This window comes from Halotalea alkalilenta, assembly GCF_001648175.1.
Classification (GTDB): Bacteria; Pseudomonadota; Gammaproteobacteria; order Pseudomonadales; family Halomonadaceae; genus Halotalea; species Halotalea alkalilenta_A.
In genome coordinates, this window is the sequence record NZ_CP015243.1 from 1,504,130 (window position 1) to 1,518,658 (window position 14,529).

Below are 14,529 nucleotides of genomic sequence, written 5' to 3' on the forward strand. Positions count from 1 at the left end.
CCACTTCGGATGCCACTGAGAGAGGAGGATGACCATGAAGGGTTCGTTCGATTTCGATCGCTACAGCGTGGTGCGGATCTCCCGCCAGGGCGGGCTGGCCGCGATCAAGGCCCTGTCGCGACCGCGGCTTCTGCGTCTGTCCGATGGTGACGAAGCGCTCCGCCAGCGGCTGGGCGAAATGCTCGAGCGCTGCGCGCAGGAGAGCTCGGAAGACGCCGGGCGCAGCGACCAGCGCTACTTTCGCATCGAACTGCGCGGTGCATCCGAGCGTGCGGACGATGAGACCGTGCTCGACGTGCCCGAGGAGCGCGCCCCCGAGGTGCTGCTGCGCTGGTGGCGGGGAGAGGAGCCTTAGTCTCCATTTCGGTTCGTCTCGAACGAGCATTCCGCGCCGAGTTCGACCAGCTGCCGGGCGCGAGGGGCAGCTGGGCCTTGCGCCAGGCGAAGGAGAGATCGCGCCTGCTGTAGACGCCGAGGTCGTGGGAAGGGTAGCGAGCAGTGAGTGCGGCGTGCTCTACCTCAGTCGCATCGGGCCGGAGGAGGTCAACGGTTTTCATTCCGGCTGGAAGTTCTCCGGGCTCGGCGGCGGCGAGCAGGGCTATGCGACCTACGTACGCAACAAGACGGTGTATCTCGATTGCGGCGGCTAAGACGCTGGTGCCTTTTTCCTGCATGCCCGGGGTGTTCAGCCCCGGGCATCGTCGTATCAGGATGCGCAAGACTTGCCCACCGGGCCTTCGACTTGGATCATGAAGCCTGCAACCCGCCTTCAGGAGAGGATCCAATGGCCGATCTACCTAGTCAGGAGGCGTTGCTGGCGCTCGCCGAGCGCGTCGGTCGCCTGGCGCAGCGCCGTGGCCTGCGGCTCACCACCGCGGAGTCCTGCACCGGCGGTGGCGTAGCGCAGCTGATCACCGCGATCAGCGGTAGTTCCGAATGGTTCGAGAGCGGCTACGTCACCTATTCGAACGCCGCCAAGCAGCGGATGCTGGGGGTCGCCGCCGGCACCCTCGAGCGCTATGGCGCGGTCAGCGCCGAAGTCGTGCGCGAAATGGTCGCCGGCGCCTGCCGCGACAGCGGTGCGGCGCTGGGCGTGGCGATCAGCGGCGTCGCCGGGCCGGGCGGAGGCAGCGTGGAGAAGCCTGTGGGCACGGTGTGGTTCGGCTGGGGCGACACGGCCGCGCAGGAGGCCGAGCTCCATCGTCTCGACGGTGACCGGGCAGCGGTTCGCTTGCAGGCAGTGGCGCTCGCGATGGAGGGTCTGGCGGCTCGGCTGGCGGCGCGCGGGTAGGCGTAGCGAGCGTTTAGAGAATCGGCTATAATGCTGTATATATGAACAGATCGTCGGCGGCCTCCAACGTCGGTGCATCTTCGTCCATCGGGGCGCTGGCCCCGGCTCCAACGGCAAACAGGATCGGGACAACCTTCAATGGCTCAGGACGACAACCGTACCAAGGCGCTCAACGCAGCGCTCTCTCAGATCGAGCGGCAGTTCGGCAAAGGCGCGGTGATGCGCATGGGTGAAACACCGCGGGTGGCGATTCCCTCGGTGTCGACCGGCTCGCTCGGCCTCGATATCGCGCTCGGCATCGGTGGCCTGCCCTACGGCAGGATCGTCGAGATCTACGGGCCCGAGTCCTCGGGCAAGACCACCATCACCCTCTCGGTGATCGCCCAGGCGCAGAAGCAGGGCAAGACCTGCGCCTTCATCGACGCGGAGCACGCCCTCGACCCGAGCTATGCCGAGAAGCTCGGCGTCAACCTCGACGACCTGCTGGTCTCCCAGCCGGATACCGGCGAGCAGGCGCTCGAGATCTGCGACATGCTGGTGCGCTCCGGCGGCGTCGACGTGATCATCGTCGACTCGGTCGCGGCCCTCACCCCGCGCGCCGAGATCGAAGGCGAGATGGGTGACTCCCACGTCGGCCTGCAGGCGCGATTGATGTCCCAGGCGCTGCGCAAGGTCACCGGCCACATCAAGAACGCCAACTGCCTGGTGATGTTCGTCAACCAGATCCGGATGAAGATCGGCGTGATGTTCGGCAGCCCCGAGACCACCACGGGGGGCAATGCGCTGAAGTTCTACGCCAGCGTGCGCCTCGACATTCGCCGCATCGGGTCGGTCAAGCAGGGCGACGAGGTGATCGGTAACGAGACCCGGGTCAAGGTGGTGAAGAACAAGGTCGCGCCGCCGTTCCGCCAGACCGAGTTCCAGATTCTCTACGGCCAGGGGATCTACCACGCCGGTGAGGTGATCGACCTGGGCGTCCAGTGCAACCTGGTCGACAAAGCGGGCGCCTGGTACAGCTACAAGGGCAGCAAGATCGGCCAGGGCAAAGCCAACGCGGCGCAGTTCCTGGTCGACAACCCGGCGATGATGGAGGAGATCGAGGCGCAGATCCGCGCCCAGCTGCTCGGCACGCCGAAGGTCAACGAGGAGGAAGAGGCCACACCTGCCGCTGCCGTACTCGAGGATGACCAGGACGACCTGCTCTGACCCAGCGCGTGGCGCCGTGCGCGGCGCAGGCGGTGGTGCTTCTCCCTCCCGGGGCCCTGATGGGCCCCGGATCTTTTTCCGCTGCGGCGCGGTCATTGGCCAGCTGTGCGCCGCCCCGAGGAGCCCGAATGAGGACGACCCGCGCCGATGGCGGCGAAATCCCTGCCTATGAACGCGCCGTCGCAATGCTCGCGCGGCGTGAGCACTCTCGCGCCGAGATAGCGCTGCGGCTGCGGCGCGACGGCTACCAGGACGAGGAGGTGGAGCCGGCGCTCGACGAGCTCGAAAGCCGCGGGCTCCAGTCCGATGAGCGTTTCTGCGAGGCCTTCGTGCGTGCCAGGGTGCAGCGGCTCCAGGGGCCGAGGAAGATCGAAGCGGAGCTGCGCGAGCGCGGGATTGCGTCGAGCCTGATCGCGGCTGCGCTCGAGGGGGCCGGGATCGATTGGGAGGCGCAGGCCTCGCAGGCGCTGGCGCGGCGTTTCGATGGGCCTGGCCAAGGCCCGCGGGAGTACGCCCGGCGCCAGCGCTTTCTCGCCGGGCGAGGCTTCGACGGCGAGCAGAGTCGACGCGCGATGGCGCATGCCTGGGAGGATTGACGACTCGCCGCCGCGAGGCCGGCGCCCGCTGCGTTGCTTCCCGCCGCTCTTTATGCAGTCTCGCCAAGCGGTATACTAGGCGCCTCTTTATCGTGTCGATCGGTGTTTCGCACGCGGGGGGCTCGATACCTGCCGCGTTGCGCATCCTCGCATGCCCCTCTGTCCGCATCCGGTTCAATCACGGTCTCGCGCACGATAACGGCTATTCGGAACAACCATGGAATGACGATGAAAAGCGCAGACATACGACAGGCGTTCCTGAGCTTCTTCGAGCGCAACGGCCACACCCGGGTGCCTTCGAGCTCGCTGGTACCCGACAATGACCCGACGCTTCTGTTCACCAATGCGGGCATGGTGCCGTTCAAGGACGTCTTCCTCGGCCGCGACAAGCGCCCCTACGTGCGTGCTACCTCGGCCCAGCGCTGCGTACGCGCAGGCGGCAAGCACAATGACCTCGACAACGTCGGCTATACCGCGCGCCACCATACCTTCTTCGAAATGCTCGGCAACTTCAGCTTCGGCGATTACTTCAAGCGCGATGCGATCGATCTCGCCTGGCGTTTCCTCACCGAGGAGCTGAAGCTGCCCAAGGAGCGTCTCTGGGTCACCGTCCATCACACCGATGACGAAGCCGCCGCGATCTGGATCGACGAGATCGGCGTGCCGGCGGAGCGCCTGGCGCGGCTCGACGAGGACAACTTCTGGCAGATGGGCGATACCGGCCCCTGCGGTCCTTGCTCGGAGATCTTCTACGATCACGGCCCCGAGGTCGCGGGAGGCCCCCCCGGCTCACCCGACGAGGATGGCGATCGTTACATCGAGATCTGGAACCTGGTGTTCATGCAGTTCGAGAAGGACGCCCAGGGCAACCTCAATGCGCTGCCGAATCCCTCGATCGACACCGGCATGGGGCTTGAGCGGGTCTCCGCGGTGATGCAGGGCGTCCACTCCAACTACGAGATCGACCTGTTCCAGCACCTGCTCGCGGCGGCGGCCGAGCTTACCGGCCAGTGCGACCTGAACCAAGCCTCGCTGCGGGTGATCGCCGACCATATCCGCTCCTGCGCGTTCTTGATCAGCGACGGCGTGATGCCGAGCAACGAGGGTCGCGGCTACGTGCTGCGGCGGATCATTCGGCGTGCGGTGCGCCATGGCCACAAGCTCGGCGCGCGTGATCCGTTTTTCCACAAGCTGGTGGCCGCGCTCGATGCCGAGATGGGCGATGCCTATCCCGAACTGCGTCGCGCGCGCGGGCAGATCGAGAAGGTGCTGCTCAAGGAGGAGGAACAGTTCGCGCGTACCCTCGACAACGGCATGCGACTGCTCGAAGAGGCGATCGGCGGCCTGGAAGGGGACACCCTCGACGGTGAGACGGTGTTCAAGCTCTATGACACCTATGGCTTTCCTTTCGATCTCACCGCCGACATCGCCCGCGAGCGGGGCCTGCATCTCGACGAGGTGGGCTTCCAGCGCGAGCTCAACGCCCAGCGTGAGCGGGCTCGGGCGGCAAGCAACTTCGGGGTCGAGTACGGCGCGGCGCTCGAGCTCGAGGGCAAGACCGAGTTCACCGGCTACGGCAACCTCCGCGACCGTGGCCGCGTCGTTGCGCTGCTCGATGACCAGAACGCGTCGATCGAGCTGGTCGCCGCGGGCCAGCATGCCACCGTGGTGCTCGACCGCACGCCCTTCTATGCCGAATCGGGCGGTCAGGTAGGCGATAGCGGCTGGCTCTCCACCGAGCATGGCCGCTTCCAGGTCACCGATACCCAGAAGCGCGACGGGCACTATCTCCACCAAGGGGTGCTGGTCGAAGGCTCACTGGCGGTCGGCGCCGAGGTAGCGGCCGAGGTCGACGACAGCCGCCGTCAGCGGATCATGCGCAACCATTCGGCGACCCACCTGCTCCACGAAGCACTGCGTCGGGTGCTCGGCGAGCACGTGCAGCAGAAAGGCTCGTTGGTCAACGAAGAGCGGCTGCGTTTCGATTTCAGCCATTTCGAGGCCGTGACGCCGGCGCAGCTCGAGGAGATCGAGCGTCTGGTCAATGCTGAGATTCGTGCCAACACCGAGGTCACCACCCGGTTGATGAGCCTGGACGAAGCCAAGGCGCTGGGCGCCCGGGCGCTGTTCGAAGCCAAGTATGGTGAGGCGGTACGGGTGCTGACCATGGGCACTGGAGATTTCTCGATCGAGCTGTGCGGCGGTACCCACGTACCGCGCACCGGCGATATCGGGCTGTGCCACATCGTCGCCGAGAGTGGGGTCGCTGCGGGTGTGCGCCGTATCGAGGCACTGAGCGGAGAAGCGGCGTTGGAAGAACTGCGCAGCGCCGAACGGGTGCTCGGTCGCGTCGCCGCCGAGCTCAAGAGCAGGCCTGAGCAGCTCGAGAGCCGCCTGGTCGCGCTGGTCGAGCGCAACCGCGATCTCGAGCGCGAAGTAGAGCGGCTCAAGGCCAAGCTCACCAGCCGGGTCGGCGGCGACATGCTCGACGAGGTGAAGCAGGTCGGCGGCGTGCCGCTGCTGGTCAAGCGCCTCGAGGACGTCTCGAGCAAGGATCTGCGCGGGCTGCTCGATCAGCTCAAGAATCGCCTCGGTTCCGGGGTGATCGTGCTGGCGACGGTCGAGGGCGAGGACAAAGTGGGCCTGATCGCTGGGGTGACCCAGGATCTCACCTCCCGGCTCAAGGCGGGCGAACTGGTCAATCACGTCGCCCACCAGGTCGGCGGCAAGGGCGGTGGGCGCCCTGACATGGCCCAGGCCGGCGGCAGCCGGCCGAATGACCTCGATGCGGCTTTGGCGAGTGTTGCCGGCTGGCTCGAGGGCCGGCTGGCCTAGGAGCGTCCGCGGGCCGTCGTCGAGATCGGCGGCCAGGTTCGTTCCAGACAGGCCTCAGCTGCGAAACGCCAGGGCGTGTGGCGGTCCAAGCCATGCGCCAGTCATGACGGGGCGCGCTCGTCGCGCTTCGTCGAACGTTCAAACGGTCGATGCTTCGGCCCGAAGAAGGACAATCATGGCGCTATACGTTCAGAAATTCGGTGGAACCTCGGTCGGCTCGGTCGAGCGAATCAAAGCTGTGGCCGAGAAGGTCAAGGGCTTCCGCGATCAAGGCCACGAGATCGTGGTGGTGGTCTCGGCGATGAGTGGCGAGACCAACCGGTTGATCGGCCTGGCCAACGAAGTCAGTGACGAGCCCCATCCGCGTGAGGTCGACATGCTGGTCTCCACCGGCGAGCAGGTCACCATCTCCCTGCTGGCGATGGCGCTGCATGCGATCGGTGTGCCCGCCACTTCCTACACCGGCGCCCAGGTCGGTATTCGCACCGACAGCGCCCACACCCGTGCGCGGATCCAGCAGATCGATACCGATGAGCTGCATCAGGATCTCGGCGCGGGGAGAGTGGTGGTGGTCGCCGGCTTTCAAGGGGTAGACGCCGACGGCAACATCACCACGCTCGGGCGTGGAGGGTCGGACACCACCGCGGTGGCGCTCGCCGCTGCGCTGAAGGCGGACGAGTGCCAGATCTACACCGACGTCGATGGGGTCTACACCACCGATCCGCGCGTCTGTTCGCGCGCGCGGCGGCTCGAAACCATCACCGTCGAGGAGATGCTCGAACTGGCCAGCCTCGGCTCCAAGGTCCTGCAGATTCGCTCGGTCGAGTTCGCAGGCAAGTACAACGTCCCGCTGCGCGTGCTTTCCTCGTTCGAGGATGGCCCCGGCACCCTGATCGTCGCGGAGGAAGAACCCTTGTCGTCACACATGGAAGAGCCGCTGATCTCCGGCATCGCCTTCAACGTCAATGAAGCCAAGCTGACCGTACTCAATACCCCCGATATCCCTGGGGTGGCTTCGAAGATCCTCGGTCCGATCGCTGACGCCAACATCGAAGTCGACATGATCATCCAGAACGTCGCTCCAGTCGGCGATCGTACCGATTTCACCTTCACCGTCGCCAAGAGCGACTACAAGCAGACCTATCGGCTGCTCGAACAGAAAGTGATCCCCGAGCTCGGGGGTGAGATCAAGGGCGACGACCAGATCGCCAAGGTTTCGCTGGTCGGCGTGGGAATGCGCTCGCACGCCGGGGTCGCGAACAGGATGTTCCAGGTGCTGGGCAACGAAGGCATCAACATTCGCATGGTCTCGACCTCCGAAATCAAGATCTCGGTGGTGATCGATGAGAAGTTCATGGAGCTGGCGGTTCGCGCCCTGCACACCGCATTCGGACTCGATCGCGAAGACGTGAACCAAGAAGGGTAGGATGCAGGCACCTCGACAGAGGTGCCTTTTGCTTTCGGCTTGGACAAAATCTTCTATAGTTCGTCAAGTGCCGTTGGTTGACCGCTTGGTCGTTCCTGCCTGGAAATGCATAATGGCTCTCCCCGTCAGGGCGGATGCACTGGTGGGCGGCGAGCCGTTGCGGTCGGCACTGGATGTTCATTGCGATAAGGAGGTCATATGCTCATCCTCACTCGCCGGGTTGGCGAGACTCTGATGATTGGTGACGAGGTCACCGTGACGGTGCTCGGGGTGAAGGGCAACCAGGTACGTATTGGTGTGAACGCCCCCAAGAATGTCTCCGTTCACCGCGAAGAGATCTATCAGCGAATCCAGCTCGAGCGTAACGATGTCGACTCTGACAAGGAGTAGTGGCGAGCGTTTGACCATGGGTTACGGCTAGGGGCGATTCGAACACCGAAGGATGCATTGTCGCCAGCGTTTGGGCCTCGACGCCTGAACTGACCGGGTGTCCTCCAGATCCCTTTCCATGTTGACGGTCGTTTTTGAATTACAACGGTTTTTCTAGAAAAAAATACGGGCTGGGGTGGACAGATAGACCAGGACTGGATAACATACGCGCCGTGCTCGAGGAGAGGTGGCCGAGTGGCTGAAGGCGCTCCCCTGCTAAGGGAGTATAGGGTCAAAAGCTCTATCGAGGGTTCGAATCCCTCCCTCTCCGCCAAACGACTGGAGCACGGTAGCCGAAGCGGTTCTCGAGCTGCCATGGATGTAAGCACCGTAAGACACGCGCCCGTAGCTCAGCTGGATAGAGTACTTGACTACGAATCAAGGGGTCAGAGGTTCGAATCCTCTCGGGCGCGCCATCCTCGACCTGACATCTCAGCGGTCGAACATCAGTATCGTTAGTTTATGATCAATGCCTACCTCGTGCAGCTGAGCACGGGGTTATTTGCTTGGCCGAATTTCAAGGCATGCTCCTCGCTCGCCTTCCACACCTCCCAGAAAGTCTCCTGACACTCGCTCCATTCGACCTCGAGCGAGGTTGCCCCATGCGCGTCACTTCGATGATTCGCCCCGATGATTCATGCCGGTGGTAGTGTCTTGCCGTGCCGGGCTTTGATTGCCTACTCCCTCCCGATCGCCTCGAAATACGCCTCGCCGATGTCCGATTCATCGCCTCCGCATAGAAATCGCAGCGGGTCATGACTGTGCCAATTTCGTCACATTTGACGACGAAGCGGCACAAGCCAACGCCACGCCGACCGGGCAGAGTAGAAAGACGACGTCATGTTCTGCTGCTTTACGGCTCACCTGAGCGTAGTTAACGGCCCAGCTGCGAGCGATAACGCAGTGAGCGGCAAGCGACACAGGAAAAGTGGAGTGGCCGCTATCCAGTGGCTTCGCCAACCAAGAGGAGCGTTGTCGATGACTGTGGGAGTAGGAGGATCGAGCGCCGAGGCGGAGCTTGCGCGGATGTCCAACATGGTAGGCGATGCGGTGCCTATCGGGCGCAAGGACTATTCACAGCGCATCGTTCGAGCCCAGGCGCTGATGCGCGAGCAGGGGATCGGGGCGCTCTATCTGGATACGTCTCCTAACCTTTTCTATTTCACTGGAATCGATCTCAAGCCGAGCGAGCGTTTGCACGGCGCGATTCTGCCGGCCGACGGCACGATCATCTACCTGAGTCCGGCCTTCGAGGAGCCCAAAACGCGATCCATGCTCGAGTTTGGCGACGACATCCGCGTATGGGAGGAACACGAGGACCCGTCGGTACTCGTCATCGATACGCTGATGGATCTAGGCCTGCCGCCGGGAAGCACCGTCGCTATCGATCCGGCAACTCGCTTTTTCACTTTCGATGGTTTTTCGCACCGGGCTGGAAGCCGCTTCGACTTCGTCAATGGCGCATCGATCACGGCTGCCTGCCGGACGATCAAGTCGCACGCTGAAATCGCACTGATGAAGATCGCCAACGCGATCACGCTCGAAGTCCATAAGGCAGCCGCTCGAATCCTGCGCAAGGGAATCAGCACCGGCGAGGTTAAAAATTTCGTCGTTGAAGCGCATCGTCGCCTCGGGGCGACGCTCCCAGCGGGGGCGCCCATCGTATTGTTCGCAGAGGCGACCGCCTATCCGCATGGTGTCGACTACCCACAGACCCTCGAGGATGGCGATATGGTGCTGATGGACCTGGGCGCCTTCGTTGGCGGCTATCGCTCCGATATGACCCGCACCTATGTCTTCGGTGAGCCGAACGCGCGTCAGCGCGAGGTTTGGGAGCTCGAAAAGCGTGCGCAGGCGGCCGGCTTCGCGGCCGCCGTGCTCGGCAACCCTTGCGAGGAGGTCGATACGGCTGCTCGCCGTGTCATCGAGACCGCCGGCTTCGGCCCCGGGTACGCGGTACCGGGGCTGCCCCATCGCACCGGCCATGGCATCGGTATCGAAGTGCATGAAGAGACCTACATGGTGAAGGGCAACCAGCGAAGCATGGCTTCCGGCATGTGTTTCTCCGTCGAACCAATGATCTGCATCTACGGTGAGTTCGGCGTGCGGCTGGAAGACTGTGCCTACATGACCGAGGACGGTCCGCGCTGGTTCACCGAACCCTGTGCGAGCGTGGGCGACCCATTCGGATACGAGCGTCGAGCGCCGAGGTGAACGCTGCTCGTTTAGTGGAGTGACGAGCGCTCTCGGCACACCAGGACATGGAGATAGCATGGGCCAGCTTCTATTCAGGAATTTCGGCTTGCTCGATCCCGAGAGTGACGAAGTCGTCGGCGGATATGAACTCCTGGTCGAGGGTTGCACGATCAGGGAGGTGTCGGAGCGCCCGATCAAAGCGGACACGGCCGAGGTGATCGACTGCCGTGGAGGAACGCTGATGCCCGGTCTGATCGACTGCCATGTGCACGTCGTGCTCAGCGAGGTGGTGATCGGCAAGCTTGAAAGCATCCCACTGACGCTGATGACGGCGCATGCGATGCAGTCGATGCGCGGCATGCTCGATCGCGGCTTCACCAGCGTTCGTGATACCGGCGGGGCGGACTGGGGAATTCGCACCGCGGTCGAGGAGGGGCTGATCGATGGCCCCCGTATCTTCGTCGCCGGACGCGCGATCGGCCCCACGGGCGGGCACAGCGATAGCCGTCGTCGCACCGACCCTGGGACGCGCTGCCCATGCTGTGACGCGCTGGCCTTCGCCATGGGACGGGCGGACGGTGTGTCGGAGGTGCGCAAGGTGGTGCGCGAAGAAATGCGACAGGGCTGCGACCACGTGAAGATCATGATGTCGGGAGGGGTGGCATCGCCCTACGATCCTCTCGATTCGCTGCAGTTTTCCGAGCGCGAGGTGCGCGCAGCGGTGGAGGAGGCCGCCGCCTTCGGTCGGTATGTCTGCGCTCATGCGTATTCGCCGCAGGCGATAGCTCGTGCCGCTCGAGCGGGCGTGCGCACGATCGAACACGGTAATCTGATCGACGAGGCCTCGGCCGCCCTAATGGCCGAGAAGGAGATGTTCCTCGTCGCCAATCTCGTCGCCTATGTGGCGATGAAAGAGCGCGCGGCCGAGTACGGTATGAGCGGCGAGATGCTGGAGAAGAACGATCTCGTCATCGAGGGCGGCCTGCGCTCGCTGGAGATCTGCAAGCGCGCCGGCGTGCCGGTCGCCTATGGGTCCGATCTTCTCGGCCAGCTCCAGGTGGATCAGTCCCGAGAGTTCCGTATCCGGGCGGAAGTCCTCTCGCCCATCGATATCGTGCGCTCTGCGACCAGCGTCGCCGCCAGGGTCTTGCGTCAGGAGGGCAAACTTGGATGCATCGCGCCCGGCGCTTTCGCCGATTTGATCGTCGTAGACGGGGATCCGCTGCGTAATCTCGGGCTCCTCGAAGGGCAAGGGCGGTACATGCCGCTGATAATGAAAAACGGGCGGCTGTACAAGAACACGCTGCACTGACCGCATATCGGACTGACGGACGGGCCCCATCACCATGACCGCGCAAGCATTGCTGTTCAGGAATCTGCGGCTGCTCGATCCCGCCTTCGACGAGCCTCGGGGTGGCTACGAGGTCCTCGTCGAGGGCGAAAGGATCCGCGAAGTGTCCGATCGCCCGATCGAGACCTCATCGGCCAGCGTCATCGACTGTGGTGGTCGGGTGCTGATGCCTGGTCTCATCGACTGCCATGTCCACTCGATGCACAGCGAAGTCTACATGCGGCGGATGGAGGACGTTCCGCTGACCCTGGCGGCCGCCCGCGGAGCGCGGCGGCTACGCGAGATGCTCGACCGCGGATTCACCACCGTGCGGGATACCGGCGGAACGGACTGGGGGATGAAAGCGGCGGTGGACAAAGGGCTGATCCCCGGCCCGCGTCTGTTCATCGCGGGGCGGTCGATCGGACCGACGGGAGGCCACAGCGATGGACGCTCGCGTACCAACCCTGGCTATGCTTGCCCATGCTGCAACGGAATGGCCTATCTGCGCCTCGTGGCCGACGGCGAGGACGCCGTTCGCAAGGCGGTGCGCGAGCAGATGCGCCAGGGCTGTGACCAGGTGAAGATCATGGTATCGGGGGGCGTCGCGTCGCCCTATGACCCCCTGGATTCGTTGCAGTTTTCCACCGACGAGATACTGGCGGCGGTCGAGGAGGCGGAGGCCTTTGGGCGCTATGTCTGTGCCCATGCCTATTCAGCCGAGGCGATCACCCGCGCGGTCTCCAACGGGGTGCGCACCATCGAGCATGGCAACCTGATAGACGAGGCGTCAGCGGCCCTCATGGCTGAGCGCGGGGCCTATCTGGTGGCCAATCTGGTGGCCTATGTGGCGATGAAGGAGCGCGCTGCCGAGTACGGCATGCCGGCCGAGATGCTCGAAAAAAACGAGTTGGTGCTGGAGGGTGGTTACCGCTCGCTTGAGCTGTGCGGGGCGGCCGGGGTCAAGGTCGCTTATGGATCCGATCTGCTCGGCGCGCTGGCCGTGGACCAGAGTCGTGAGTTCAGCATCCGTGCCGAGGTGCAGTCACCGATCGAGGTGATCCGCTCCGCCACCACCATTGCGGCCGAGGTCGTGCGTCGCCCCGGGCGGCTTGGCACGATCGCGGCGGAAGCCTGGGCGGATCTCATCGTGGTGGACGGCGACCCGACACGCGACGTCTCGCTTCTGGAAGGACAGGGGCGACACATGTCGGTGATCATGAAGGGTGGACGTTTCCATAAGAACGACTTGGAGGTTGCGTGAGCACGGTGCGTCGAGCACCCCGGGAGGCGCTGCGGACACGGACCAAGCGCCGACGCCTGGGCTCCATCGTGCTGAAAGGGGCTGCGCTGATCGCGTTTCTCTATATATTGACGCCGCTGGTCTTCGTCACTTGGCTGTCTTTCTACTCGCAATCGATCCCATCCTACCCACCCCAGGGCTATTCGCTTCGCTGGTATTCGCAGGCGGCGTCCAACCAGCAGTTCATCGACGCTTTCGTGCTGTCCGCCCAGCTTGGGGTGATCGCCACCGCGATTGGCCTGGTGCTTGCGCTTCCCGCCGCGCTTGGGCTGGTACGGTTGCGCTTCCGCGGCCGTGCGCTCGTCAGCAACATCCTTTTGATGCCACTCATCGTCCCCGGTATCGTGCTCGGTTTTGCCCTCTACGTCTTCCAGGTAGAGATCGAGATTCGCAGCGGCTTGCCGGTGATCGGGTCATTTTGGGGGCTCGTCTGGGGGCATGTGCTGCTGACCATTCCATGGATCGTGCGCCTCATCGTCGCCAGTCTCGAAGGCATGGATCGCGCGCAGGAGGAAGCCGCGATGAACCTGGGCGCGAACCGCTTCACCACCTTCCGACGAATCACGGTACCGGCCATCCTGCCCGGGGTCGTCGCGGGTGCGCTGTTCGGATTCGTCTCCTCCTTCGGCAATCTGGAGATGAGCCTGTTCCTCGTCGGCCCGGGGCGCACGACGCTGCCGATCTCGATCCTGCAGTATCTGCAATGGCGGATCGATCCGACCATCGCGGCGGTCTCGGTAATCCAGATCGTCATCATCGTGGCCGCGATGTTGTTCACCGACCGTTTCGTCAAAATTTCCAGGGTGGTCTAAATGGCTCGTCTACAGCTCGACACCCTCTCCAAGCGCTATGGAGACTTCTATGCCGCTCAGGATGTCTCGCTCGACATCGCGGACGGTGAGTTCCTGACGCTGCTCGGTCCATCGGGCTGCGGTAAGACCACGACCCTCCGTATGGTCGCGGGCTTCGTGGAGCCGACCTCCGGAATGATTCATATCGGCGAGCGCGAGGTCACTGACCTGCCGCCATGGCGGCGCAACACGGGACTCGTGTTCCAGAACTACGCGCTCTTCCCGCATATGAGCGTGGCCCAGAACGTCGGCTTTGGGCTAGAGATGCGTGGTGTCGCCAAGGCGGAGCGTGAGCCAAGGATCCTGGAAGCGCTGAGGCTGGTGCGGCTGGAGCATCTGGCCGATCGGCTGCCGCGCCAGCTTTCGGGCGGGCAGCAGCAGCGCGTGGCGCTGGCACGCGCGCTGGCCTTCCAGCCGGACGTGCTGCTGCTCGACGAGCCGCTGTCGAACCTCGACGCCAAGCTGCGTCAGGAGGTCCGCCTTGAGATCAGAAATCTCCAGCAGCGGCTGGGTATTACCACCGTCATGGTCACACACGACCAGGAAGAGGCGTTGACCATGGCGGACCGCCTGGTAGTGATGGCCGACGGGCAGATCCAGCAGGTCGGGACCCAGCGCGACCTCTACGAGCGTCCGGCCACGCCTTTCGTCGCCGGTTTCGTTGGTCGCTCCACCTTTTTGCGAGGGCGCATGAAGGCGGACGTGCTCGTGCTCGAGAGCGGATTGAGTATTCGCTGCGGGCGCCGGCTGGTAGGCGATGCGGTACTCGCGCTTCGGCCAGAGCGCGTGACCCTGACGGCCGAACCTCCAACGGGTTTCGATAACGTTTTCATCGGCGAGGTCGAGATCGTCTCCTATATGGGGGGCCTTACCGACGTTCACGTTCGCATTTCGCCGTCTGATCTCATCGTCGCCCAGATCGCCAACGGCGAAGGAGTCCGCCTGCCTGAGGTCGGAAATCGTGTCCATGTCGCTTGGTCATCCAACGCGGCGATCTTCGCAGTGCCGCGGGAGAAGCAACCGGAAGCAGTGCATTAACAATCAATCGAATAACGCACGGAGAGCT

General features: G+C 63.9%; 13 protein-coding genes and 2 tRNA genes. All 15 read left to right on the forward strand.

Annotation, left to right across the window (positions count from 1 at the left end; genetic code table 11):
- The first annotated feature begins 34 nt into the window (after positions 1 to 34).
- The 15 genes from A5892_RS06600 to A5892_RS06665 all read left to right on the forward strand — a co-directional run bounded on the left by A5892_RS06600 (position 35) and on the right by A5892_RS06665 (position 14,501).
- Positions 35 to 355, forward strand: a complete 321-nt coding sequence (locus A5892_RS06600) for a protealysin inhibitor emfourin (RefSeq protein ID WP_064122127.1) — start codon at positions 35 to 37, stop codon at positions 353 to 355.
- 154 nt (positions 356 to 509) lie between these two features.
- The gene (locus tag A5892_RS20450) at positions 510 to 650 is read left to right on the forward strand and encodes a hypothetical protein (protein ID WP_190295664.1); all 141 of its coding nucleotides are present in this window, start codon (positions 510 to 512) and stop codon (positions 648 to 650) included.
- A 134-nt stretch (positions 651 to 784) separates the two neighbouring features.
- Positions 785 to 1,291, forward strand: a complete 507-nt coding sequence (locus A5892_RS06605; RefSeq protein ID WP_064122128.1) for a CinA family protein — start codon at positions 785 to 787, stop codon at positions 1,289 to 1,291.
- A 138-nt stretch (positions 1,292 to 1,429) separates the two neighbouring features.
- Positions 1,430 to 2,497, forward strand: a complete 1,068-nt coding sequence (gene recA / locus A5892_RS06610) for a recombinase RecA (protein ID WP_064122129.1) — start codon at positions 1,430 to 1,432, stop codon at positions 2,495 to 2,497.
- A 128-nt stretch (positions 2,498 to 2,625) separates the two neighbouring features.
- The gene (locus tag A5892_RS06615; protein WP_064122130.1) at positions 2,626 to 3,093 is read left to right on the forward strand and encodes a regulatory protein RecX; all 468 of its coding nucleotides are present in this window, start codon (positions 2,626 to 2,628) and stop codon (positions 3,091 to 3,093) included.
- Positions 3,094 to 3,321: 228 nt separating this feature from the next.
- Positions 3,322 to 5,928, forward strand: a complete 2,607-nt coding sequence (alaS, locus tag A5892_RS06620) for an alanine--tRNA ligase (RefSeq protein WP_064122131.1) — start codon at positions 3,322 to 3,324, stop codon at positions 5,926 to 5,928.
- A gap of 175 nt (positions 5,929 to 6,103) precedes the next feature.
- Positions 6,104 to 7,354: an aspartate kinase gene (locus A5892_RS06625; protein ID WP_064122132.1), complete on the forward strand. Its 1,251-nt coding sequence runs from the start codon at positions 6,104 to 6,106 to the stop codon at positions 7,352 to 7,354.
- Between the two features lie 198 nt (positions 7,355 to 7,552).
- Entirely contained in the window at positions 7,553 to 7,744 is a 192-nt protein-coding gene (gene csrA, locus A5892_RS06630) for a carbon storage regulator CsrA (RefSeq protein WP_064122133.1), read from the forward strand.
- A gap of 220 nt (positions 7,745 to 7,964) precedes the next feature.
- Positions 7,965 to 8,057, forward strand: a tRNA-Ser gene (locus A5892_RS06635).
- 65 nt (positions 8,058 to 8,122) lie between these two features.
- Positions 8,123 to 8,199: transfer RNA gene (locus tag A5892_RS06640), tRNA-Arg, on the forward strand.
- A gap of 424 nt (positions 8,200 to 8,623) precedes the next feature.
- A complete protein-coding gene (locus A5892_RS06645) occupies positions 8,624 to 9,997 on the forward strand; it encodes a M24 family metallopeptidase (RefSeq protein WP_223302810.1) in 1,374 nt (457 codons plus the stop codon).
- A gap of 58 nt (positions 9,998 to 10,055) precedes the next feature.
- Complete coding sequence (locus A5892_RS06650; RefSeq protein ID WP_064122135.1) at positions 10,056 to 11,291, forward strand: metal-dependent hydrolase family protein; 1,236 nt, start codon at positions 10,056 to 10,058, stop codon at positions 11,289 to 11,291.
- A 34-nt stretch (positions 11,292 to 11,325) separates the two neighbouring features.
- Positions 11,326 to 12,573 carry a metal-dependent hydrolase family protein gene (locus A5892_RS06655; protein ID WP_064122136.1) on the forward strand — a complete coding sequence of 416 codons (1,248 nt, stop codon included), beginning with the start codon at positions 11,326 to 11,328 and terminating at the stop codon, positions 12,571 to 12,573.
- On the forward strand, positions 12,570 to 13,424 hold the full coding sequence (locus tag A5892_RS06660; RefSeq protein WP_064122137.1) for an ABC transporter permease: 855 nt from the start codon (positions 12,570 to 12,572) through the stop codon (positions 13,422 to 13,424). Before A5892_RS06655 ends, A5892_RS06660 begins: the two co-directional genes overlap by 4 nt.
- Positions 13,425 to 14,501 (forward strand): ABC transporter ATP-binding protein, encoded by a 1,077-nt coding sequence (locus tag A5892_RS06665; protein WP_064122138.1) that lies wholly within the window; start codon positions 13,425 to 13,427, stop codon positions 14,499 to 14,501. It abuts the gene before it with no gap.
- The last annotated feature ends 28 nt before the right edge of the window (positions 14,502 to 14,529 follow it).

Bases quoted from the DNA above. Each gene is read 5' to 3' on its own strand.
- A5892_RS06600 (WP_064122127.1), top strand. From the start codon at position 35: ATGAAGGGTTCGTTCGATTTCGATCGCTACAGCGTGGTGCGGATCTCC.
- A5892_RS06605 (WP_064122128.1), top strand. From the start codon at position 785: ATGGCCGATCTACCTAGTCAGGAGGCGTTGCTGGCGCTCGCCGAGCGC.
- recA (WP_064122129.1), top strand. From the start codon at position 1,430: ATGGCTCAGGACGACAACCGTACCAAGGCGCTCAACGCAGCGCTCTCT.
- A5892_RS06615 (WP_064122130.1), top strand. From the start codon at position 2,626: ATGAGGACGACCCGCGCCGATGGCGGCGAAATCCCTGCCTATGAACGC.
- alaS (WP_064122131.1), top strand. From the start codon at position 3,322: ATGAAAAGCGCAGACATACGACAGGCGTTCCTGAGCTTCTTCGAGCGC.
- A5892_RS06625 (WP_064122132.1), top strand. From the start codon at position 6,104: ATGGCGCTATACGTTCAGAAATTCGGTGGAACCTCGGTCGGCTCGGTC.
- csrA (WP_064122133.1), top strand. From the start codon at position 7,553: ATGCTCATCCTCACTCGCCGGGTTGGCGAGACTCTGATGATTGGTGAC.
- A5892_RS06645 (WP_223302810.1), top strand. From the start codon at position 8,624: ATGTTCTGCTGCTTTACGGCTCACCTGAGCGTAGTTAACGGCCCAGCT.
- A5892_RS06650 (WP_064122135.1), top strand. From the start codon at position 10,056: ATGGGCCAGCTTCTATTCAGGAATTTCGGCTTGCTCGATCCCGAGAGT.
- A5892_RS06655 (WP_064122136.1), top strand. From the start codon at position 11,326: ATGACCGCGCAAGCATTGCTGTTCAGGAATCTGCGGCTGCTCGATCCC.
- A5892_RS06665 (WP_064122138.1), top strand. From the start codon at position 13,425: ATGGCTCGTCTACAGCTCGACACCCTCTCCAAGCGCTATGGAGACTTC.